Origin of the sequence: Desulfomicrobium norvegicum (genome assembly GCF_900114595.1) — a bacterium.
Taxonomy (GTDB): Bacteria; Desulfobacterota; Desulfovibrionia; order Desulfovibrionales; family Desulfomicrobiaceae; genus Desulfomicrobium; species Desulfomicrobium macestii.
The window spans coordinates 161530-183163 of sequence record NZ_FOTO01000001.1 but is presented as its reverse complement, the minus strand read 5'-3'; the positions used below and the strand labels follow the sequence as shown (position 1 = coordinate 183163).

At 60.3% G+C, this 21634-nt stretch carries 21 protein-coding genes; 13 read left to right on the top strand and 8 right to left on the bottom strand.

Annotated elements, in window-relative coordinates:
* Positions 1 to 190 precede the first annotated feature (190 nt).
* From BMZ24_RS00835 to hcp, 3 genes are all read right to left on the bottom strand, one after another.
* The gene (locus BMZ24_RS00835; protein ID WP_092188316.1) at positions 191 to 1780 is read right to left on the bottom strand and encodes a sigma 54-interacting transcriptional regulator; all 1590 of its coding nucleotides are present in this window, start codon (positions 1778 to 1780) and stop codon (positions 191 to 193) included.
* Positions 1781 to 2039: 259 nt separating this feature from the next.
* The gene (locus BMZ24_RS00830) at positions 2040 to 3413 is read right to left on the bottom strand and encodes a YihY/virulence factor BrkB family protein (RefSeq protein WP_092188314.1); all 1374 of its coding nucleotides are present in this window, start codon (positions 3411 to 3413) and stop codon (positions 2040 to 2042) included.
* Positions 3414 to 3582: 169 nt separating this feature from the next.
* Positions 3583 to 5190, bottom strand: coding sequence for a hydroxylamine reductase (gene hcp / locus BMZ24_RS00825; RefSeq protein WP_092188312.1), 1608 nt, complete (start codon positions 5188 to 5190; stop codon positions 3583 to 3585).
* A gap of 213 nt (positions 5191 to 5403) precedes the next feature.
* On the opposite strand from hcp, the gene BMZ24_RS00820 reads away from it, so the two are divergent.
* From BMZ24_RS00820 to BMZ24_RS00810, 3 genes are all read left to right on the top strand, one after another.
* A complete protein-coding gene (locus BMZ24_RS00820) occupies positions 5404 to 6480 on the top strand; it encodes an FAD-dependent oxidoreductase (protein ID WP_092188310.1) in 1077 nt (358 codons plus the stop codon).
* 1 nt (position 6481) lies between these two features.
* Entirely contained in the window at positions 6482 to 6982 is a 501-nt protein-coding gene (locus tag BMZ24_RS00815; protein ID WP_092188308.1) for a 4Fe-4S dicluster domain-containing protein, read from the top strand.
* 444 nt (positions 6983 to 7426) lie between these two features.
* Positions 7427 to 8296 (top strand): 4Fe-4S binding protein, encoded by an 870-nt coding sequence (locus tag BMZ24_RS00810; protein ID WP_341864724.1) that lies wholly within the window; start codon positions 7427 to 7429, stop codon positions 8294 to 8296.
* Positions 8297 to 8306: 10 nt separating this feature from the next.
* Here the strand turns inward: BMZ24_RS00810 and rsgA are convergent, their stop codons facing one another.
* Positions 8307 to 9479 (bottom strand): ribosome small subunit-dependent GTPase A, encoded by a 1173-nt coding sequence (gene rsgA, locus BMZ24_RS00805; RefSeq protein WP_244150255.1) that lies wholly within the window; start codon positions 9477 to 9479, stop codon positions 8307 to 8309.
* A gap of 82 nt (positions 9480 to 9561) precedes the next feature.
* Positions 9562 to 9837, bottom strand: coding sequence for a CD3324 family protein (locus BMZ24_RS00800; RefSeq protein WP_092188306.1), 276 nt, complete (start codon positions 9835 to 9837; stop codon positions 9562 to 9564).
* Positions 9838 to 10132: 295 nt separating this feature from the next.
* Here BMZ24_RS00800 and BMZ24_RS00795 point away from each other — a divergent pair, with 295 nt between their 5' ends.
* Both BMZ24_RS00795 and BMZ24_RS00790 read left to right on the top strand, forming a co-directional pair.
* The gene (locus BMZ24_RS00795) at positions 10133 to 10435 is read left to right on the top strand and encodes a helix-turn-helix transcriptional regulator (RefSeq protein ID WP_092188305.1); all 303 of its coding nucleotides are present in this window, start codon (positions 10133 to 10135) and stop codon (positions 10433 to 10435) included.
* Positions 10432 to 11655: a type II toxin-antitoxin system HipA family toxin gene (locus BMZ24_RS00790; protein WP_092188303.1), complete on the top strand. Its 1224-nt coding sequence runs from the start codon at positions 10432 to 10434 to the stop codon at positions 11653 to 11655. Before BMZ24_RS00795 ends, BMZ24_RS00790 begins: the two co-directional genes overlap by 4 nt.
* Positions 11656 to 11791: 136 nt before the next feature.
* Here BMZ24_RS00790 and BMZ24_RS00785 read toward each other — a convergent pair whose 3' ends face one another.
* The 3 genes from BMZ24_RS00785 to BMZ24_RS00775 all read right to left on the bottom strand — a co-directional run bounded on the left by BMZ24_RS00785 (position 11792) and on the right by BMZ24_RS00775 (position 13908).
* Entirely contained in the window at positions 11792 to 12412 is a 621-nt protein-coding gene (locus BMZ24_RS00785) for a DUF1294 domain-containing protein (RefSeq protein WP_092188301.1), read from the bottom strand.
* Positions 12413 to 12573: 161 nt separating this feature from the next.
* Positions 12574 to 13434 carry an SPFH domain-containing protein gene (locus BMZ24_RS00780; protein ID WP_092188299.1) on the bottom strand — a complete coding sequence of 287 codons (861 nt, stop codon included), beginning with the start codon at positions 13432 to 13434 and terminating at the stop codon, positions 12574 to 12576.
* Positions 13435 to 13443: 9 nt separating this feature from the next.
* Positions 13444 to 13908 carry an NfeD family protein gene (locus BMZ24_RS00775; protein ID WP_092189492.1) on the bottom strand — a complete coding sequence of 155 codons (465 nt, stop codon included), beginning with the start codon at positions 13906 to 13908 and terminating at the stop codon, positions 13444 to 13446.
* Between the two features lie 342 nt (positions 13909 to 14250).
* Between BMZ24_RS00775 and BMZ24_RS00770 the strand changes: the two genes are divergently transcribed.
* The 8 genes from BMZ24_RS00770 to BMZ24_RS00735 all read left to right on the top strand — a co-directional run bounded on the left by BMZ24_RS00770 (position 14251) and on the right by BMZ24_RS00735 (position 21474).
* Positions 14251 to 15033 carry a C1 family peptidase gene (locus BMZ24_RS00770; RefSeq protein WP_092188297.1) on the top strand — a complete coding sequence of 261 codons (783 nt, stop codon included), beginning with the start codon at positions 14251 to 14253 and terminating at the stop codon, positions 15031 to 15033.
* Positions 15034 to 15061: 28 nt separating this feature from the next.
* Positions 15062 to 15559, top strand: coding sequence for a hypothetical protein (locus tag BMZ24_RS00765; RefSeq protein WP_092188295.1), 498 nt, complete (start codon positions 15062 to 15064; stop codon positions 15557 to 15559).
* A 331-nt stretch (positions 15560 to 15890) separates the two neighbouring features.
* Positions 15891 to 16658, top strand: coding sequence for an IclR family transcriptional regulator (locus BMZ24_RS00760; RefSeq protein WP_092188293.1), 768 nt, complete (start codon positions 15891 to 15893; stop codon positions 16656 to 16658).
* A 197-nt stretch (positions 16659 to 16855) separates the two neighbouring features.
* On the top strand, positions 16856 to 17995 hold the full coding sequence (locus BMZ24_RS00755) for an ABC transporter substrate-binding protein (RefSeq protein ID WP_092188291.1): 1140 nt from the start codon (positions 16856 to 16858) through the stop codon (positions 17993 to 17995).
* Between the two features lie 75 nt (positions 17996 to 18070).
* Positions 18071 to 18964, top strand: coding sequence for a branched-chain amino acid ABC transporter permease (locus BMZ24_RS00750; protein WP_092188289.1), 894 nt, complete (start codon positions 18071 to 18073; stop codon positions 18962 to 18964).
* Complete coding sequence (locus tag BMZ24_RS00745) at positions 18964 to 20001, top strand: branched-chain amino acid ABC transporter permease (RefSeq protein WP_092188287.1); 1038 nt, start codon at positions 18964 to 18966, stop codon at positions 19999 to 20001. Before BMZ24_RS00750 ends, BMZ24_RS00745 begins: the two co-directional genes overlap by 1 nt.
* Positions 19998 to 20777: an ABC transporter ATP-binding protein gene (locus BMZ24_RS00740; RefSeq protein WP_092188285.1), complete on the top strand. Its 780-nt coding sequence runs from the start codon at positions 19998 to 20000 to the stop codon at positions 20775 to 20777. The genes BMZ24_RS00745 and BMZ24_RS00740 overlap by 4 nt, the downstream gene beginning before the upstream one ends.
* On the top strand, positions 20770 to 21474 hold the full coding sequence (locus BMZ24_RS00735) for an ABC transporter ATP-binding protein (protein ID WP_092188283.1): 705 nt from the start codon (positions 20770 to 20772) through the stop codon (positions 21472 to 21474). The genes BMZ24_RS00740 and BMZ24_RS00735 overlap by 8 nt, the downstream gene beginning before the upstream one ends.
* Positions 21475 to 21634: the final 160 nt, after the last annotated feature.

Sequence of the window (21634 nt, the reverse complement as noted above, 5' to 3'; positions counted from 1 at the left end):
TGTGCTTTTCGCTGGCGCTCGTCAAGAGCTAAGAAATGTCTCGGCAGCCCTTGGTAACCGGGGCTTGCGCCATTCGTTTCGTGGGCTCTGCGCCAAGAAGCGCGGCAATGAACCAGAAGGGAGGAAGGCGGGAGGAGTGGCCCGGCCGGAAACGTGTCGGAGGGATTGCTTCCGGCCGGGCCGAGGGGTCTTATGATTGCTGTCTGCGGTGCTCGACTCGCCCCTTGGCGATGAGCTCCTCAAGGTTGAATTTTCGCACCCGGTATCCCATCTGGCGGGGTGTCAGGTTCAGTTCCCGCGCCGCCTTGTACTGAATCCAGGCGTTTCGTTTGAGGGCCGCCAGAACTTCCCTGCGTTCGGTTTCCTTGAGTGGCTGGCAAAGATTTTCCTGCTCCGGGGGAGTGAACGGTTGGGGAGCCTGCCTTGCAGATCCGGGGCGGTGTGTTTCATGCGTGAGGAAGCTGCGTACCAGCTCGGATTCCACCGGCTTGTCGTCGGTCAGGATGACCAGGCGTTCCACCAGATTTTCGAGTTCGCGTACGTTGCCGGGCCAGTCATAGGCCAAAAGCAGGTCCAAGGCGCCCGTGGTCAGGGTTAGGCCGCGCCCGTATTCGCGCTCCATTTCCTTTTGGAAGTGATTCAGCAGGCGCGGGATGTCTTCCTTGCGCTCTCGCACCGCCGGGACATGCACCGGAAAGACATTCAATCGGTAGTAGAGGTCTTCCCGGAAGAGGCCCTGGCCGACGAGAAGCTCTAGTTCACGGTTGGTGGCGCTGATGATGCGTACATCTACCTTGCGCGTCTTGTTGCTGCCGATGCGTTCGAATTCGCGCTCCTGAAGCACGCGCAGCAGTTTCGATTGCAGCGTGAGGGGCAGTTCCCCGATTTCATCCAGAAATATCGTGCCCAGGTGCGCATCTTCGAAGCGGCCCGGTTTGGTGCTGTTGGCCCCGGTGAACGCTCCTCTCTCATAGCCGAAGAGTTCCGCTTCCAGCAGGTTTTCGGGGATGGCGGCGCAGTTGACCTTGATGAATGGGTGTGTCTTGCGGTCGGACAGTTCATGGATGATGCGTCCGATGAGGGTCTTGCCCGTCCCCGATTCCCCGAGGAGCAGCACTGTGGCCTTGGTGATGGCGACCTTGGCCACGTATTGCTCCACCTCAAGCATGGCCTGGCTCTTGCCCACGATGTAGGGGCCGTGATTCTCCCTGGCGATCTGGTACTTGAGCGAGGTGTTTTCCTGCTTGAGCGCGGCCTCCCGCTTTTTTACTTTTTCGTTAAGACTCAGGAACTGTGAAATGAGGGTGGCCACCACGGTCAGGAATTCCGTGTCGGCATCGAGCTGCTCCTGGCCCGTGAAAACACGGTCCACGTTCATGACCCCGATGGGGCTGCCGTGCAGCAGGATGGGCACGCCCACGAACGAGATGCGTTCGTGGCTGATGCGGCGCGTGCCCGTCTTGTCCAGAAAGAGGGGTTCAAGGGAAATGTCCGGAACCACGTAGGGCCTTGCCGTGCGAAAGATGATCCCCGTGATTCCTTCGTCCATGCGATATACGCCGCGTTGCTTCTCAAGGTCCGAAAGGCCGTACGACGTGGATATGGCCAGGCGGCCCGAGAGCGGGTCGTACAGGGTGACGGTGGCCCTGCGCATGCTCATGGTGTCGGAGAGGATCTTCAGGATTGATTCCAGAGCGCTCTCCAGGTCCAGGGCCTGATCGATGACCTTGCTGATGGCCAGCAGGACGCGCAATTCGGTGGAACAGGTTGAGGTGCTCATGGCGGGTATGAAGCAACAAGGATGCCGCTTCAATCCAAGATTGCAAGGAAAATGTCCGATTGCGGACGATCTGGATTTCATAGGTATTAAAATTCAATAAATCAGCAGGTTGGATTCTTTTTTTTAAGACAGGGAGAAAGCAGGAATTCTTCGGCGTGGATTTTTACTGCGAAACATCGGAAGGAATTGTTTACATTAATGTAACAACTGTTTGCAAAGGTGTCCGGGTATCAATCTTTTTTATACAAAATTGGTTATTTTATGAAGGGTCGGTGGAAGGGTTCTTTGTGCACTTTGCCGAGTCTATGTCACGCAGCAGTGTATCGGCCATGCCGGGATCCTTTCGGGATTGGAACGCGTCCAGGCAGGCGGAAAGGTTGGCCAGGTTTGGGTGCTGTTCGGTGAAGCGCGGATTTTCATCGATGGAATCGATGGCGGCGACGACATTTTGCACGCTGATGTGGGCGCTGTCGCGGGCTGGCAGGAGCAGGGCGGTACCTTGATCTTCGTCCTGAACGCGGCTCAAGAGGCGCGCCCGGATCAGCATGTCGACCATTTCCCGGGTTTCGCGCGGGGAGATGGCGAGCCTCTGGGCGATCTCCTCTTCGGTCATGGCGGGTTCATCGCGGTGAAAGCGTTGTACCACGGCGTGGCAGATTCCAAGCGCCAGGAGCCTGGTCTGGGAAGCGCTCCGGGGATGAAGGCCCGATTTGGGATCGGCCACTTTCGATTGAGGAAAGGCATGGGCGATCTCGGCTCCGAAGAGCACGATGCTCCAGCTCAGCTGCAACCAGATCAAAAAGAGGGGCAGGGCTGCAAAGCTGCCGTAGATGGCGTTGTAGCTGGTCACGTAGATCTGGAATTTTACATAGCCTATCTGCAGGAATTGGTAGGCCGAACCAGCCAGGATGGCGGCCAGGAAGGCGCTTCCGATGTGGACGCGGGTGTTGGGCATGATCAGGTAGACCACGCAGAACAGCAGCCAGAGCAGGACGTAGGGAGCAAGGCTGAGACCCAGGGAGATGGCCGGGGTTGCGACTTCTTCCAGCCCGACCTGGGAAGTGAGGGCGGACACCTGAGAGACGATGAAGACGGTGACGCTGCCCGACATGATGAGCAGCACCGGCGCGATGATCATGATGGAGAGGTAGTCGGTGAACTTGCGCACGATGGAGCGTGAGGACACGGACCAGATCTGGTTGAAGTTGTCCTCGATCTTGCCCAGGACCTTGATCACGGACCAGAAGAGCACGATGACGCCGATCCCGGCGATGAGCCCTCCTTTGGTGTTGTCGAGCATGTTGCGGGCGAATTCGATGACCTGCTGGATCACTTCCTGCTGGGCCGCGAAATGCGTGAGTAGCTCTTTTTCAAGCAACTGCTCGAACCCGAAGCCCTTGGCCACGCCAAAAGCCATGGCCGCCAGGGGAACCAGGGAGAGGAGGGTGTAGAAGGTCAGCGCCGAGGCATGCGAGGAGCCCTGGCGGCGGTTGAAGTTGACTACCGCAAGGGCGATGGTTCTGCCGAGGCGGACCAGAAACCAGGAGATGGCGGAGCCTTCGCTTCGGGCATGCCTGTAGGGCTGAGTCAGGAACTGGATCAGTCGATCCATGAGTGTGCCGCTTTCTTCCATGCTGAAATCCGTGGTGGTTGAGCTTGTCCGGGATTTTTTTCAATCCAGTGGCCATGTTCGGGGCAAGGTGTCAACCGGGTGGCGGAAAAAAATGGCGGCTAAAGAGGGGATGCGGACAAAAAAGGACAAGGCCCCGCGCGATGCGGGGCCTTGCCGATGAGGAAGAGGATCAGCCGAGGATGGCTTTCAGGTCTTCGTCCGGAGTGGTCAGCGGCTTGATGTCGAAGTTGTCGACCAGCACGCCAAGGACCGTCGGGGTGATGAAGGCCGGAAGCGTGGGCCCGAGGCGGATGCCCTTGATGCCGAGGGACAGAAGGGTCAGCAGGATGGCCACGGCCTTCTGCTCGTACCAGGACAGGACCATGGACAGGGGCAGGTCGTTCACGCCGCAGCCGAAGGCGTTCGCCAGGGCCGAGGCGATCTGGATGGCCGAGTAGGCGTCATTGCACTGGCCGATGTCCAGAAGGCGAGGGATGCCGCCGATGTCGCCGAGCTTCTTGTCGAAGAAGCGGAACTTGCCGCAGGCCAGGGTCAGTACGATGCAGTCGGTGGGGACCTTTTCCACGAACTCGGTGTAGTAGTTGCGGCCGGGCTTGGCGCCGTCACAACCGGCGACCAGGAAGAAGTGGCGGATGTCGCCGCTCTTGACCGCCGCGATGACCTTGTCGGCCACGCCGAGCACTGCATTGCGAGCAAAGCCGGTCAGCACGCTGCCCTTGTCTTCGTCGGCCGCGAAGCCGGGCATTTCAAGAGCCTTCTCGATGACCTTGGAGAAATCCTTGCCGACGTGGGTCACGCCGGGCCAGCCGACCAGGCCGGTGGTGAAGATGTTGCCCTTGTAGGACTCGACCGGCTTCTGGATGCAGTTGGTGGTCATCAGGATCGCGCCGGGGAATTCGGAGAACTCCTTCTGCTGGTTCTGCCAGGCCGTGCCGTAGTGGCCATGGAAATGCGGGTGCTTTTTGAGCTCCGGGTATCCGTGGCAGGGCAGCATTTCGCCGTGGGTGTAAATGTTGATGTCCTTGCCGGCGGTCTGTTCCAGCAGCATGCCGAGATCTTTGAGGTCATGGCCGGAGACCAGGATGGCCTTGCCTTGCCTTGCTCCAAGCGGGACTTCGGTCGGGACCGGGTGGCCGTAGGTGCCGGTGTTGGCGGTGTCGAGGAGTTCCATGGCCTTCAGGTTGATCTGGCCGCATTCCAGGCACAGCCCGACCAGTTCGTCCACGCCCAGGCTTTCCAGGCTCTTGACCAGGGCGCGCTGCACGAATTCGTACACGCTCTCGTCTTCCTGTCCGAGAATGGCGGCATGGTCCGCGTAGGCGGCCACGCCTTTGAGGCCGTAGATGAGGATCTGCTTGAGGGAGCGCAGGTCTTCGTGCGCTTCCAGCGCTTCGGAGATGCCATGCTGTTCACCCTGGGCGACCAGGCCTTCCAGGGTCGCGGCCGGGGTGAAGGTGGCGGCGGGGCTGTCCACGGTCACGCCGGTCTTGGCCTTGATGGCTTCACGGTGGGCGACGGTGTCGTTGATGAGGGTCTGGAAGCGGGCCGGGTCGAAGTCCACGTTGGTCAGGGTCGAGAAGACGCCTTCGTTGATGAAGCGGTTCACGGCCGCGTCGGACACGCCCTTGGCCCGGGCTTGCTCGGTGATCTGGGAGAGTCCCTGCAGCGCGTAAATGAGAAGATCCTGCAGGGCCGCGACGTCGGGTTGCTTGCCGCAAACGCCGATCTGGGTGCATCCGGTTCCTTTGGCGGTCTGTTCACACTGGTTGCAAAACATGAGGGGTAGCCTCCATTTGTTGGGTGTTGTTGTCGTTTCCGTTGAGAAGGGGTTTACGGGGAAGCGGGCGCGCGAGCTTTGACTCATGTCAAAAAACGCGACTTTTTCCGGGCGTCACGACCGCCGTCTTTGTGAACGATTGCTCTATCTTGACAAAGGCGTCACGCCGGAGGAGACGATGCGAATACGGTCATAAACCATAATGGAGTGCCCATGGACCCGATGAATTTCAATTTTCTGTGTTCCGAACCGGCCGCTCCCGTTGGCCGCAGCGTCGGAATCATCGGCGCGGGCCCCTCCGGTCTGGCCGCCACGGGCTACCTGTCCTGCCTGGGCTACCAGGTCGAGGTTTACGACAAGCTGCCCAAGCCCGGCGGGCTCATGCTGTTCGGCATCCCAGGTCACCGCATCCCCAAGGAGCGCATTGATCTTGGCGCGCGCAACCTTGAGAGAAAGGCCGGCGTCATCTTCCATACCCACACCAAAATCTGCTGCAGCGGCCCTCTGCATGACGAGGAGGGGGATCATTTCTGCCGCGAGATTCTGGGTTTCGGGGACATGGTCAAAAAGCACGACGCCATCATGATCTGTACCGGCTCCTGGCGTTCGCGCAAACTGGGCATCCCCGGCGAGACTTTGCCCGGAGTTTTTTCGGGCCTTGAATTTCTGTTTCCCATCCGCGCCGTCAAATACAGCGCGCCCAATGTGAAGCTGCCTGACGTGGCGGGCAAGACCGTGGCCGTCATCGGCGCGGGGCATTCGGCCGTGGATGTGGCGCACAGCGCGGTCCATCTTGGCGCGGCCAAGGTGTATCATATTTATCGGCGCACGAGTCGTGAAGCGCCGTGCGGAGCTTTCGAGATCGAGCAGCTGCGCCAGATGGGCGTGGAGTGGCTGGATCGCACCACGCCGCTGCGGGTCCTGGGCGGAGGCAAGGTCGAGGGTTTGGAGATTTCCCGTCCCGGCCAGAACGAGGCCGAGGTCTCGGTCCTGCCCGTGGATCTGGTGGTCGCCGCCATCGGCGAGACGGCCACGCCGCCCTTTGCCAAGGAGCTGGGCCTTGAGAACGTGCGCAAGGGCGAGGTGCGCTGGCTGCACATGACCGCCATCGAGAACGTGTTTGTGGCTGGCGACGCCCTGAGCGGCCCGAGCAAGATCGGCAAGGCGGTTTACAGCGGCCTGCGCGCGGCCCGCTCTTTGGCCAACTGGCTGGACCTCAAGGCCCAGGACAGGCTCGACGCCTACGACTACAACGACCTCGTGACCAACGAAGCGGGATTCAGGAGCTGACATGAGCGGGCAGAAGACACTTTATATCGACTACAGCCTGTGCATCGGCTGCGAAACCTGCGAGTATGTGTGCCGCTTCACCAACGACACCTCGCGCATTCACATGACCAGGACCATCGACGGGGTCATGGTGCCACTGTATTGCCAGCATTGCGAAAACCCCAAGTGCGCCAACGCCTGTCCGCGTGGGGCGCTGAAGAGAGACAAGGACGGCGCGATCATCCTGCAATCCATGCTTTGCCGGGGCTGTCAGACCAAGAACTGCATCCTGGCCTGTCCGCACAGCGCCATGTTCGAGACCGATCGCGGGGTCATGGTCGCCAAGTGCGACATGTGCGCCCAGCGACGCCAGGTCGGCATGGGCCCGGCCTGCGTGGAAATGTGCCCGTGCGCGGCCATCCGCTACGTGGACCGCGACGAGATTCCGGCCCTGGAGACGGAAAAGTCCAGGCAGGCCCATCAGAAGGTGCTCGAACACCTGAAATTGCCGGGAAAGGATTGAAACAGGTTCCCTGTTAGGCACCGGGCCTTAAAGAGACAGAGGCTGGAAGAGATTCCGGCCTTTGCCATTTTCAGGATGGTGCCCTTAGGACGTCACACAAGCGTGTCGCAAACGCGGATTGCCTTCAGCAATCCTAACCGTGCTCCCGGCTTCGTCGTTCTGAACGCGGCATTCATCTTGCTTCAGATCGCCGTCAATCAACCCATGCCCCGATTTTTGGGACTTTGTTGCACATTCCGTTCTGCACAAGCGCGCTAGTGCAATGCACTTGCGCGTGCGGTCTGTTCGGGGTGCAGGACCGAGCCGCAACACGTCATGATTTTTACGAGGTATCCCGTGCGTTTCTCCCTGCCGTCACCTGCGTTGTTCCAACGCCTGATCCAATCGGCATTTCTGATTCTTTGCCTGTACACAGGTTGGAAATTTCATCACTTCGTGCTGTGGATGACAGGACAGAGTGCAATCCAGGTGTCCAGGCCTCCGTCTGTCGAAGCCTTCTTGCCCATCGCGGCGCTGATGGGGCTGCGCCGTTTGGTTGAAAGCGGAGTGTGGGACGTGGTCCATCCGGCGGGACTGGCCATTTTTCTTGCGGCCCTGGGCATGGCCCTGCTCGTGCGCAAGGGGTTCTGCGGCTACGTCTGCCCGGTGGGACTTGTGTCCGGACTGCTCAACCGCCTGGGCAGGGCGCTGAAACTGTCCAAAGTGCCTGGCCGGTGGATCGACATCCTGCTGTCCGCGCCCAAATATGTGCTGCTGGCTTTTTTTCTGTATACGGTTTTCGTGGGCATGGACTTGCGGGCCGTGGAGCAGTTCGCGTCGAGCCCGTACAATTTTGTGGCCGATGCGCGCATGCTGGGCTTTTTTCTGGAGCCGTCCGCGCTGACCCTCATGATTCTGGCCGGACTGGCCGCATTTGGAGTATTTCTGCGCAGCGCGTGGTGCCGCTATCTCTGCCCCTATGGCGCGTTGCTCGGCCTGTTGAGCTGGGCCGGTCCCGTGCGCGTCCGCCGGGACAAGGACGCCTGTGTCCAGTGTGGCCGGTGCAGCGCCTCATGCCCCGGCGGCATTGCGGTGCATCTGAAGGAGGATGTGCGCAGTCCGGAATGCGTGGGCTGCATGCGCTGCCAATCCGTCTGCCCGGTGCCTGGATGCGTGACCCTGCGAGCCGGGGGCAGGGAAGTGCCGTTCTGGAGCATTGGGCTTGGATGTGTGTTCCTGCTGCTTGCGGCCTGGCTCCTGGCCGACTCCCAGGGCTTGTGGCATCAGAATTTGCCCGAAGGCATGCTGCGCATGCTGTATCGCCAGGCCCTCTGAAAAAAGCCGTTTAGCCCTTCATCCCTTTTTTCACCGATTTGACGAGTTTTCCAAAGGACTTGTCTTTCTTTCGCTTGTCCAGCGACGACATCTCAAAGTATTCCGCTTCCTTTTTGAGCCTGAGGTAGTTGGCATAGCGCTCTTCCTGCAAGTCTCCGCGCTGAATGGCGGCGCGGACGGCGCAGCCGGGCTCGTGCCGGTGCGTGCAGTCGGCGAAGCGGCAGGACGCGGCCAGTTCGCCCAGTTCCCCGAAGCCCGCGTCAACGGTGTCCCCGTGTCCGAGGACGCCAAGTTCGCGCATGCCGGGCGTGTCGATCAGCATGGCACCGCTGTCGAGCAGGATGAGCTGGCGGCGGGTGGTGGTATGGACGCCCTCACCCGAGTCGCTGACGGTCCGGGTATCGAAGGCGTCCCGGCCCAGGAGGCGGTTGACGATCGTCGTCTTGCCCACGCCCGATGAGCCGAGCAGGCAGCAGGTTTTACCGGGGGCGAGGACGTCCCGGAGTTCGTCGAGCCCGGTGCCGGTCACGGCGCTTAGCGCGAGGGTCCGGGCCGTGGTCAAGGAGGCGATGATCGAAAGCCTTTGTTCGAGTTCCTCCAGGGTCAGCAGGTCCGTTTTGGTCAAGAGGACGATCGGCTCTACCTGTCCGTCCGCGGTCATGAACAGGTATCGTTCCAGCCGGTTGGGGTTGAAGTCGAAATGGCCTGACTGGACAACGAAGGCGATATCGACGTTGGCGGCGATCATCTGCTGATCGACGCTGCCGCCGGCGGCCCTGCGCCTTAAGTAGGTCTTGCGGGGAAAGACCTGGTGAATGATGGCGGCTTTGCCCTGGTCGTAATACTGCGCCGTGACCCAGTCTCCGACGCAGGGCAGGTCCGCCTTCCGGTCGCTTTGGTACAAGAGCTTCCCGGACAGCTCCGCCGGCACTTCGCCCGACTCGTTTCCGAGGCAATACGAGCCGCGATCGACCGCGCAGACGCGGGCAAAGCTGCATCCATCGGGCTGTGATTCAGGGGCATGGGCCGCAAACCATGGGTCAAAACCGAGGTCATGGAGAGTCATGATTTCATCGAAGGGTTCAGGTTTCTGGATGGGCGGGCTGGTCCGGTTCGTGGGCCGGAAATTACCCTGGCTGCGGACATGAATGGAGTGCACGTCGGCGTTCGTTTGGCGGGACATTAAGCCAAGCCCGCGGCGATGTCTGCCTCGCGAACGGCTGTGAAACGAAAAAGCGCCACGGGACTGGCCCATGGCGCTGTGTTCACCTTCCGGCGGTTCGTGCGCGGAGTATTTTCGAGATGGTCTTGGGCGAGAGGTAGAACTGCTTGGCCAGTTCCCGCACGCCCATGCCCCGGTCGTGCCGGGCGCGGATCTCGCGGTTTCTGGCCCTGATGTTCGCGCGCGTCTGCGTGCGCTCCCCCCAGGCCTGCCTGCGGTCATCCCGGCGCGGGATGTACACGCACTGGCCATCGATATACTTCTGCACTGCCTCCAGAACGGTTTTCGGCAAGACTTCCGTGGCGTTGGTGTAGCCCATGATGCTCCTCCTCGTGATGAATCAATTGAGGACGGGGCAGGGGCCACGGACCCGGCTAGATCACCGGGCGTCGCCCCTGCGGAGCGTGCCGACAAAATCCATAACTGCGCTGAACATCCAGACTCCGGGGTTGAGGGTTTGCGTGGTGGCCTCGTGTTTCAGGCCGGTATTCGCATAGCGCAGGGAGGGGCGGATTGTCACCTCTTGGCGGCTGGGTTCAAGGGGCTGATGGACAAGAGGTAAAATATGGCCTATTAAGAGCAAAAAACGCCACAAAGGGGTGTTATTTTATCCAATGAGCGTATTCTCCCTGCATACTCCCGAAGACGTTGCCCGCCAGATGGCGGAACGGCTCAAGGCCCTGCGGCTACGCCGCAACTGGAAACGCGCCACTCTGGCCGAGCGGTCCGGCGTGAGCGAGGCGTCCGTGAAGCGGTTCGAGCGGACCGGACAGATTTCCCTGGAAAACCTGCTGAAACTGGCCTTCGCCCTGGACAGGCTGGATGAGCTGGCCACCCTTTTTACCCCTGCTCCGGCCACATCCATGAAGGAATTGGAAGCCCTGCGGGACAACGCACCCAAGCGGGGTCGCTTATGAACAAGCTACGGGTCCTGTTGCAGTACACTCCTGAGGAACGGCGTCTGGTGGGGCAGTTGGCCGAAAGCCAAGGCGGCATCTTTTTTGAGTACGATCCGGAATTTTTGCGCAGCCCGCTATGGCTTTCGCCATTCAAGTTGCCGCCAGCGCCAGGACTGCATGAACACGCGGACCGTGCTTTTGGCCCTTTGTTTGGCCTGTTCGATGACTCCCTGCCCGATGGATGGGGCCTTCTGCTCATGGATCGCGCCTTCCGCCGGGCCGGACGCAATCCCCACGAGGTCGGCATTCTGGAGCGTCTGGCCTACCTGGGCTCCGAAACCATGGGTGCGCTGGTCTACGAACCGACCATGCCGCGCGAGGACGACCTGAACGGAAGCTTCGATCTGGGCCGCCTGGCCCGGGAGGCGGCCCAGGTTCTGGATGGGGATGTGCGTACCGCTTTGCCCCTGCTGCAACGGGCCGGAGGAAGCCCGGGCGGAGCGCGTCCCAAGGTGCTGGTCGGCGTGCAGGGGGATCGGCTGATCTCGGGGCACGGGGAACTGCCGGAGGGATTCTCGCCCTGGATCATCAAATTTCCGGCTCGGCAGGATGACCGGGACGCCGGGCCCATCGAGTTCGCTTATGCTCGCATGGCCGCCGCCGCAGGACTCGTCATGACGGAATCGCGTCTTTTCGAGGCCGGAGGTGACCGCTTTTTTGGCGTGCGGCGCTTTGACCGTCATGACAACCGCCGGGTGCACACGCACACCCTGGGCAATCTGATCCATTCCAACTTCCGCGTTCCCAGTTGCGATTACGCCGATTTCCTAAAGGTCGTCCGCATCCTGACCAAAAAACAACCGGATCTCCGTCAGGCTTTTAAGCTCATGGTTTTCAACGTCCTGACCCACAACCGCGACGATCACGTCAAAAACGTTTCCTTCTGCCTGGACGAGTCCGGAGACTGGCGATTGGCTCCCGCCTATGACCTGACGTTTGCTCCGGGCCCAGGAGGAGAGCACTCCATGACGGTGCAAGGGTACGGCAAGGCGCCGGGGCGACGCGAACTCTGGGCCGTAGGCCGGGGTGAAGGCCTGAAGGACAAGGACATGGCAGGCATGTATGACGAGGTCCGGGCCGCAGTGCAGCAATGGCCTGCCTTGGCGGACGAAGCCGGGGTGACGAGGGGAAACGTGAAGATGCTGCGGGACGTGTTCGCTCGTACGTTGTCGTTGTAGTGGCGCAACGCATGCTTGACGCCCCATGTCGAGCCGGTCTGATCCGAATCGGCCGGACATGGTCTCACGCGGACTGGTGTCTGCAATCTGATTCGGTTCCGGAGAGCCGGACCAGACTCGCCGAGGCGAACCGAAATCAATGGATCACTCGGATGACCCTGTACAGCCAGATCGTGCCGTCCGGCGTGGACAGCCAGTACAGCGCCCCGCAGTTGGCGCAGACGGTGGCCCAGAACATGACGCGGAATGATGTCTTGCGGGATTTGTGGCGCAGGAACGCCTGGGCCAGGGCCGCTCCGGGCCAGCCGCCGAGCAGGGCCGCCAGATGCAGGGTGCTTTCCTGGGTGCGCCATGCCCCGCGTTCGGCGGCGTGCTTGTCTTTGGCGTAGAGCAGCGCGGCCAGCAGGCTCATGCCAGCGTACCACAAGCCAAGCTCCAGCGGGGCGGCCCGGTACGTGCGCAGATAGTACAGGACGTAGCCGATGCAGGCGCACATCAACACGGCCTGGGCCTGCTGCCGGATTTCCCGGCCGTTGTTTCTGTGGCCGCTGACCGGCGTGACACCCACGGCGCACGGCCGGCCCTGCGCATCGCGGGAGGGCATGAAGCGCACGGCGAGCCCGTTCACGGGACGCTTGCAGGTTCTGTCGTAGTCTCTGATGTGGAAGAACAGGGATTTCCCGCCGTGTTCCGGAGCGATGAATCCGTAGCCTTTCTCTTCGTGCCAATCGGAAATGGTTCCTGTGTGAGTGAGCATGTCTGAAATGATGGTATGCGTTCAGCGATCTGAACGTGTTGTCGGGATGAACGTTTCTGCCGCGCCAGATGCGAGTGCCGATTGCTTGCCAATGTTCTCAAGAGGCGCGGTCGGAGGGTTCCGACCGCGCCTCTTGGGGTTGGGGCAAGGGACGGCGTCGGCTATTTGCCCAGCGTCCCCATGATGCCGCGTACGGCTGCGGGCAGGTCGGCGGGGAGGACGACGACCTTGGAGTTGTTGTTCTCGGCCATCTTGCGCATGGCGTCCACGTAGCGCTGGCCCAGCAGGAAGACCAGCGGCAGTTCGCCGCCCTTGGTCGCTTCGGCGACCTTGGCAATGGCCTCCCGGTCCGCTTCGGCCAGCACGACCTTGGCTTCGGCATCGCGGCGGGATGCTTCCAGGCGGCCGTCGGCCTGCAGGATGGCCGCCGATTTGTCGCCCTCGGCCCTGGTCACGGTGGCGCGTCTGGCGCGCTCGGCGGCAGCCTGTTCTTCCATGGCGTGCTGCATGGTGTCCGACGGATTGATATCCTGAATTTCCACGGTCTTGAGCATGATGCCCCAGTCCGAGATGTCATCGGAAATGGTTTCCTTGAGTCTGGCCTTGATCCTGTCCCGAGAGGACAGGGCATCGTCAAGGTCCATCTCGCCGACGATGGATCTGAGCGAGGTCTGGACCAGGGTCTGGATGGCCATGCGGTAGTCTTCGACGCCGTACACGGCCTTTTCCGGGGACACGATGTTTATGTAGGCCACGGCGTTGGTGATGATGACCGCGTTGTCGCGGGTGATGACTTCCTGGGAGGGGATGTCCATGACGATGTCCTTGGTGGTCACCTTGTAGGCCACGGTGTCCATGTAGGGAATGATGATGTTCAGGCCCGGGGCCAGCGTGCTGTGGTACTTGCCCAGGCGCTGGATCACGAACTTGAAGCCCTGGGGTACGATGCGCACCCCCATGCTGATGGTGATGATGACCAAGAGAAGCAGGAATGCGACGACGATAAGTCCTGGACTGAACATGATGACCTCCTAGAGGGATTGTTTGTTGGTTTTCGGGGCGACCACAAGCGTGTTGCCCGATACGTCGCGGATCTGGACCCGGTCTCCCAGCTGCACGGGTTCGTCACAGATGAAGGACCACTCGTCGTCTCCGAGCAGGGGTTTGGAGAAGCGCACGACGCCGCGCCGGTCGCCCTCGGGGGTGCGGATGACCTGGCCGGTTTCGCCCAGGAGCGCCTCCCGGGACATGCCGGCGCGAGTCTTGTCCACCATGCGCGGTTTCATGACCAGAAACCAGAATGCGGTCAGAAGCGCTGAGAATGCGGTCCAGAGCAAAAGCTGCAAGGTCAGGCTCAGGGCCGGGACAAACCAGATCAGACCGCCCACTGCCAGTGCGCCCAGCCCGAACCAGAAAATGGTGAAGCTTGGGATGAACAGTTCAGAGATGATCAGGATCATCCCGAATACAAGCCAGTGCCAATATTGAAGTTCCATGAGTGCTCCCGAAAAAAAGTGATTCGTTTTGGCGCTGCCCATTGCTAGCAGGGTCCTGGCCGTAAGGCCAGCGCCGGGTTCAGGCGGAAGGCGGCGCGATACGGCGGTGCGGCGGATTTTGTCGCAATTCGATTCCCCGCGCGCCTGTACCGGGAGCCGGAGTGGCTGTCCGCTGGTTGGGGCGGGTCCATCGCTGACCTGTGAAATCAGTATTTTTCGGTGAGCATTGTCCCTGAAAATACCTATCCTCCGTAAGATCATTATAAACTTCTTAGTGTATTTAATGATCTGGTTCCTTCTCATATACTGAAAGTTAAAATCAGGTTCGAGGAGGAAGGAGTGATGACAGATTTCACGACGCGTATTCTCAATTGCATTCCATCCAGGAATACCGAGGCCGACTGGACCTTTGAAGACGCCGAGGACGCGGCCCTGCTCGATACGGCTCCCACGGTTCCGAAAGCGAAGGATCTGCGGGAGCCGTGGTGGGAAGTTGATGATCAGGGAGAGACGGGCTCCTGCGTGGGATGGGCCACGGCCAATTCGGTGCTGCGCTGGCACTATGTGAAGTCGGGCCTGCTGCCTGCGTTCGAAAGGCTGTCGGCAAGGTATGTCTGGATGGCTTCCAAGGAGACGGACATGTTCACGTCATATCCCACGACCTTCATCGAGAACGCCGGGAGCAGCATCAAGGTGGCTCTGGATATCGCCAGGAAATTCGGCGTGGTGCCGGAGTCCGTGTTGCCGTTCCGGCACGGCAGCCTGTATTCCGGGAGGCCGAATTCCTTTTACGCCCTGGCCGCCCGGTTCAAGATCTCCGGGTATTTTTCCCTGGGCGTGGATTTGTCCCAGTGGCGTGAGTGGCTGGCCTTCAACGGTCCCATTCTCACGCGTCTTGACGTCGATGACACATGGTATCAGGCCTCGGCCAGCGCAGGTGTTCTTGAAACCTACAAAAAGGAGAGCGCCAGAGGGGGGCATGCGGTGGCCGTGGTTGGGTACGACAGTGACGGTTTCATTGTGCGCAACAGCTGGGGGGAGAAGTGGGGTGACGCCGGGTTCGCCCATGCCCGCGATTCCTACGTCGTGGCCGCGTTCACCGAAGCCTATGGCGTGGTGATGTGATGCACGTTTTGGTCAGGAGGCAAAGAACATGATCCCGGGTCCCGACGCCGCGTATGATCGCCTGCTGGATGTCCTGGGGGCCCTGCTCCTGCTGGTCGTGTTGGCCATGCTGCTGGAGCGGGCTCTGGCCCTTGTCTTCGAGTATCACTGGTTTCGAAGGCTATCCGACAGGGTGCCCGGGCTCAAGACTCCCATCGCGCTGCTGGTGTCCTGGTTCACCTGTCGGCACATCCGGTTCGACATCCTGGCACGGCTGTTTTCCCCCGCGCCGGACGCTTCCTCCTCGACCGAAATCGGGGTGCTGATCACTTCGGCCGTGGTGGCGGGGGGCAGCGCCGCGGCCATTACCCTGTTTCAAGGGGTGCTGCATTTCGGCCGGGACGCACGTCTGGGCCTGATGGAGGCCCACAGGGCCGCCATAGAGGCGAAGACGGCGGAGGCCAGACTGCGTACGAACAGGGCCGAAGCGGCCAGTTTCAGGGAATCGACGACCGGCTTCCGGGCCCAAGGCGCGGACGATGCCTGAAATCTGACGCCCGCAAGACATCGCGTCACGCCGCAACAATTGTGTTCCCAACATCCTGACGATCCCGCTTCGAGGAGCCGCCCCCTGAAGAGATTGCCCCATCCATTTTGCCCGGATCGCTTATTCCAAGATATTCCAGCCGATTCCGATTCCCCATGGCGCTTGTTTGTGAAATGGCGCTCAAGTCGGTCTTCGCCATATTGACAATCGATGGTCTTTTCGCATAGCCGTTTCGCAGCTTCACGAATAGGTTCTCTCAGCGGAACGAGTTGTTCATTATTTCGACATTCCCAATCGTTCAGCGAATTTTCATCGTCAACCGGAATCATCCATGGCAGGCAAGGACAACAGTTCCGAAACATTGGCCAAAGGCCTCTGGATTCTTGATATTTTCGGCGATGACGACGTCGGTTACACTCTCGCCCAGATTTCCCGCCGCACAGGCATCAACAAGACCTCCATATACAGATACGTGAACACCTTTTGCGACCTCGGCTTCCTGAAGCGCGACGATCGTACCGGCCTGTACAGGCTGGGGGTGCGCATGTTGGCCCTGGCCCACGCCATGCTTGAAAAAAGCGAGCTGGAGCGCGCCGTCAAGACTCAGGTCGACGCAGCCCATGAGCGCCACGGAGTGCATGTCGACGTCGGCCTTTTGTCCGGGGACTCCATCTACCTGATTTACCGCCGTGAATCCCAGGACACCAAGGCATTCCGTTCGTTCAGCTATGGCTCCGAGCCTTATTACCTGGCCGCCGGCAAGGCGGCCATGGCCTTCATGACCGACGAAGAGCTTGAAGCCTTTGTCTCGCGACTGGATCTGACCCCCAAAACCGACAAGACAATCACTTCAGCGCCGGAACTGCTGGCGGATCTGCGTCAGTCCGTCGAGCGCGGCTATACCCGCAACCGCGAAGAGTTCGTGCCCGGACTCATCGCCATCGGCGCGCCGCTGTACAGCCTGCGCACGGGCAAGGTCGTTGGCGGGGTGAGCTTTGATTCCTCCACGGACCGCTTCTCCATGGAGGAGTTTGAAAGCCGTTTCGCCGGGTATCTGGTGGAACTGGCCAAGAAAATTTCCGCGGTGGTGTCCTGGTAAATCCGGGAACATCGCTGCCCCGGAGCCCGCATGGGCTCCACCCTGGACGAGGAGAAAGGGAAGCCGGAAGCGTTGGGTTTCCGGGTTCATGGCAGGCTTCGACGAGTTTTCGCGAAGCCAAACGGCAGCCGGTGATGAGTGGCGCATCGCGTGACGTCATCTATCGGAATTCAACGTTCACCTTGGAGGAGTTTTTGATGAAACGACTAGGAGTCCTGTGCATGGTTTTGGCCATGGTTTGCGGCTTCGCCGGCATGTCCGTGGCAGCCGACGACACTGTGAAAATTGGCGTGTTTCTGCCCCTGACCGGCCAGAATGCCTTTGGCGGCCAGTTGGAATTGGAAGGCGTGCAGATGGCCCACAAGGAAATGGGCGAGATTCTCGGCAAGAAGGTCGAGCTGTTCGTGGTTGACAACAAGTCCGATAAGGTCGAGTCCGCCAACGCAGTCAAGCGCCTGATCGAAAAGGAAAAAGTCCAGGCCATCATCGGCACCTACGGTTCTTCCCTGGCCATGGCCGGTGGTGAAGTTTCCGAAAAGGCCGGTATCCCCCAGGTCGGCACCAGCTGCACCAACCCGCTGGTCACCCAGGGCAAGAAGTACATCTTCCGCGTGTGCTTCATCGATCCCTTCCAGGGCGCCGGCGCAGCCACCTATGCCTACCGCGATCTGGGCCTGAAAAAGGCCGCCCTGCTGATCGACGTGGCCAACGACTATTCCGTGGGTCTGGCCAGCTTCTTCAAGAAGTCTTTCACCAAGCTCGGCGGCGAAGTCGTCGCAACCCTGAACTACCAGTCCGGCGACCAGGATTTCACTGCTCAGTTGCAGGAAATCATGAGCAAGCAGCCTGACGTGCTCTTCATTCCTTCCTACTTTTCCGAAGGCGCCATCATCATGAAGCAGGTCCAGGAACTGGGCGGAACCTTCAGGATCATGGGCGGCGACGCCATGGACAACCCGGAGATCACCGCCATCGGCGGCTCTGCCGTGGAAGGTTTCATGCACACCACCTTCCCTTACGATCCTTCCATGCCCGATATGAACCCCGTGGCCCGCAAGTTCACCGACGAGTGGATCAAGATCAATCCCGACAAGGATCCCAACGTCAACGCCGCCTTGGGCTATGACGCTTACATGATCATCATGGACGCCATCACCCGCGCCGGTTCCGCCGAACCCCAGGCCATCACCGACGCCCTGGCCGCTACCAAGGGCTTTGTCGGCGTGACGGGCACCACGACCATCAACGAGACCCACGACGCTGAAAAGCCCGTTGGCCTGGTCATGATCAAGGACGGCAAGAAGACGTACGTCGGTGCCATCACTCCCGAACTCTAATTCTCTGAATGAGCGCTTTTTTGGCGTGAGCGGCAGGGGGAAACCCCTGCCGCCGTATTCAGACAAGGATCGTCCATGAATCTGGCAACATTCATCCAGCACTTCCTGAACAGCCTGACCCTGGGCAGCCTCTATGCGCTTATCGCCATCGGCTACACCATGGTCTACGGCATTTTGCGTTTGATCAACTTCGCGCACAGCGAAATTTTCATGCTCGGCGCCTACTTCGTTTTCTGGGGCATCACTCTTTTTCACATGCCCTGGGCCGTGGCCATGGTCGCGTCCATCATTTTTGTCGCGGGGATAGGCATCCTGGTCGATCGTATCGCCTACCGCCCCCTGCGCGACGCGCCCCGCATTTCGGCTCTGATCAGCGCCATCGGCGTTTCCTTTTTCCTGCAGAACGTGGCCATCGTCTTCTTTCAGGCCATCCCGCGCCAGGTGTACCGCCCTCTGTGGCTGGAAACGCCCATGCTCTGGGGTGACGTGCGCGTCCTGCCTTTGACCCTTTTCGTGCCGGTGCTGTCGTTCTTTTTGATGATGGGTCTGGTCTACATCGTCTATCACACCAAGGCAGGCCTTGGCATGCGGGCCATCAGCAAGGATATCGAGACCAGTTATCTCATGGGCGTGCCCGTGAACAAGGTCATCGCATTGACATTCGGCATCGGGTCGGCCCTGGCCGCGGCCAGCGGCATCATGTGGGCCCTGCGCTATCCCCAGCTTCAGCCCATCATGGGCACGATCCCCGGCTTCAAGGCCTTTATCGCGGCTGTTTTCGGCGGCATCGGTTCCATCCAGGGCGCCGTCATCGGCGGTCTGGCCCTGGGTTTCATTGAAATCATGACCGTGGCATTTTTTCCGGATCTGGCAGGATACCGCGATGCATTCGCTTTCATCCTGTTGATCGGCATCCTGCTGGTCAAACCGACCGGTATCATGGGCGTCAAGACGGAGGACAAGGTCTGATGAACCGCAGTACAACCATTTTTCTCAACTTCGTTCTGGTGGCCTGTCTGGGTCTATTTCTGTGGTGGGCCGAGGGCAACCTCGACGGCTACAAGATTCAGATCCTGAATCTCATCGCCGTGAACATCATCCTGGCACTGTCGCTCAACCTCATCTACGGCTTTACCGGCATGTTCAGCCTGGGACACGCGGGCTTCATGGCCATCGGCGCCTATGTCTGCTCCATATTGATCATGACTCCCGACCAGAAGATCACGCTCTTCATCCTGGAGGAAGCGTATCCTTGGGTGCAGAATTCCCATGCGCCATTTTTGGTGGCCGTGATCGCGGGCGGTCTGGTGGCTGCCCTCTTCGGGCTCGTCATCGGCACGCCCCTGCTGCGCCTGGGTGACGACTATCTGGGCATCGCCACTCTCGGCTTCGCGGAGATCGTGCGCGTCATCGCCAACAACATCCCCCGCGTGACCAACGGTGCCCTCGGCTTCAAGGGTATCCCGGATCATGCGAACCTGTGGTGGAACTATGGCTGGTGCCTGCTGACCCTGTATTTCGTGATCCGGATTCTCGGCAGCAACACGGGCAATGTCTTCAAGGCCATTCGCGACGACGAGACCGCGGCCAAGGCCATGGGCGTCGATGTCTTTCGCGTCAAGCTCCTGTCCTTTATCTTCGGCGCTTTCTTCGCCGGTGTCGGCGGGGCGCTTCTGGGCAGCCTGCTGACCACCATCGATCCCAAGATGTTTCTTTTCACCCTGACCTTCAACGTGCTCATGATCGTTGTCACCGGCGGACTCGGCTCCATCACCGGTTCCATCATCGCCGGAGTGGGCATCACCGTGGTGCTCGAATGGCTCAGGTTCGTGGAAAATCCCATCACCATCGGCGATTGGAGCATGGACGGCATTCCGGGCATGCGCATGGTGGTCTTTTCCCTGGTGCTCATCCTGGTCATCCTCTTCAGGCGCGAGGGCATCATGGGCATGCGTGAAATCACCTGGGACGGCGTGGCCAGGTTCATGAAGCGAGGTAAGGCATGAGCATGATTCTTGAGACAAAAAATCTGACCATGCGCTTCGGAGGCCTGGTCGCCGTCTCCGACTTCACCGCGAGCGTGCCCCAGGGCAGCATCACTGGGCTGATCGGTCCCAACGGCGCGGGCAAGACCACCTGCTTCAACATGGTCACGGGTTTTTACCGTCCCTCCGAGGGCCAGGTCTTCTTCGAGGGCAAGGAACTCACCGGCATGAATCCGCATCAGGTCTGCCGGGCCGGCATTGCCCGCACCTTTCAGAATATCCGCCTTTTCGGCAACGAGACGGCGCTGGAAAACGTCATGATCGGCAGTTTCGTGCGTCAGCGCACAGGCTGGATCCAGTCCGTGCTCATGACTCCGGCGTCGCTTCGGGAAGAAAAGGAGATCCGCAAGAAATCCATGGAACTCCTCGAAATCGTCGGGCTTGGAGACATTGCCGCTGAAAAGGCCAACAGCCTGCCTTACGGTGCGCAGCGCCGCCTCGAGATCGCCCGCGCCCTGGCCACCGGGCCTCGCTTCCTGCTGCTCGACGAGCCTGCGGCGGGCATGAACCCCCAGGAGTCCATGGAACTCATGGACTTCATCCGCACCATCCGGACCCGCTTCGACCTGACCATCCTGCTCATCGAGCACGACATGAAAGTGGTCATGGGCGTGTGCGAGCACATGTGGGTTCTGGACTACGGTGTGACCATCGCCGAGGGCGGTCCGGAATCCATCCAGTCCAATCCCAAGGTCATTGAAGCCTATCTGGGTGAGGAGTACGTGAAATATGCTTAAGATCAGTGACTTGCATGTATATTATGGGGGCATTCATGCCCTCAAGGGCATTTCCCTCGATGTGCCCACGGGCCAGATTGTGACCCTTATCGGAGCCAATGGCGCGGGCAAGAGCAGCACGCTTCGGGCCATCTCGGGGCTGATCAAGAACAAGAAGGGCACCATCACCTACAACGATCGCGACATCACCACCCTTGATCCGGTGGAGATCGTCAAGGGTGGGATCGTCATGTCTCCGGAAGGGCGGCGCATCTTCCCGCACCTCTCGGTGACCGAGAACCTGTATCTGGGGGCTTACAGCCGCAGCGACAAGGACGGGATCGAGCGGGACAAGGAGTGGGTCTTCGACCTCTTTCCGCGCATGCGTGAGCGCCAGAACCAGAAGGGCGGCACCCTGTCCGGCGGCGAACAGCAGATGCTGGCCGTGGGCAGGGCGCTGATGAGCGCTCCCGACGTGGTCATGCTCGACGAACCCTCTCTGGGTCTGGCTCCGCTCCTGGTCAAGGATGTTTTTGAGATCATCAAGATTATCAACGCCCAGGGCAAGACCGTCGTTCTGGTCGAACAGAACGCCTTCGCGGCCCTCAAGGTTGCCCACTACGCCTATGTGCTTGAAACCGGGGCCATTGTCCTGCAGGGGTCCGGCGAGGAACTGCTCAGTGACGATCGTGTCATCCAGGCCTATCTTGGTGGCTGACGTCAATGCCGTGCGGCGGCAATGATCCCAAAAGGAACATGTGCGCGGCCAGCCTTCAGAACGAACACGAACCCTCCCACTCTTATGAGTCGGAGGGTTTTTTCATGTGGACCGTGTGTCGATTTGCGCCAGCAAGGTACAAGCGCATCGAGCCAAACCC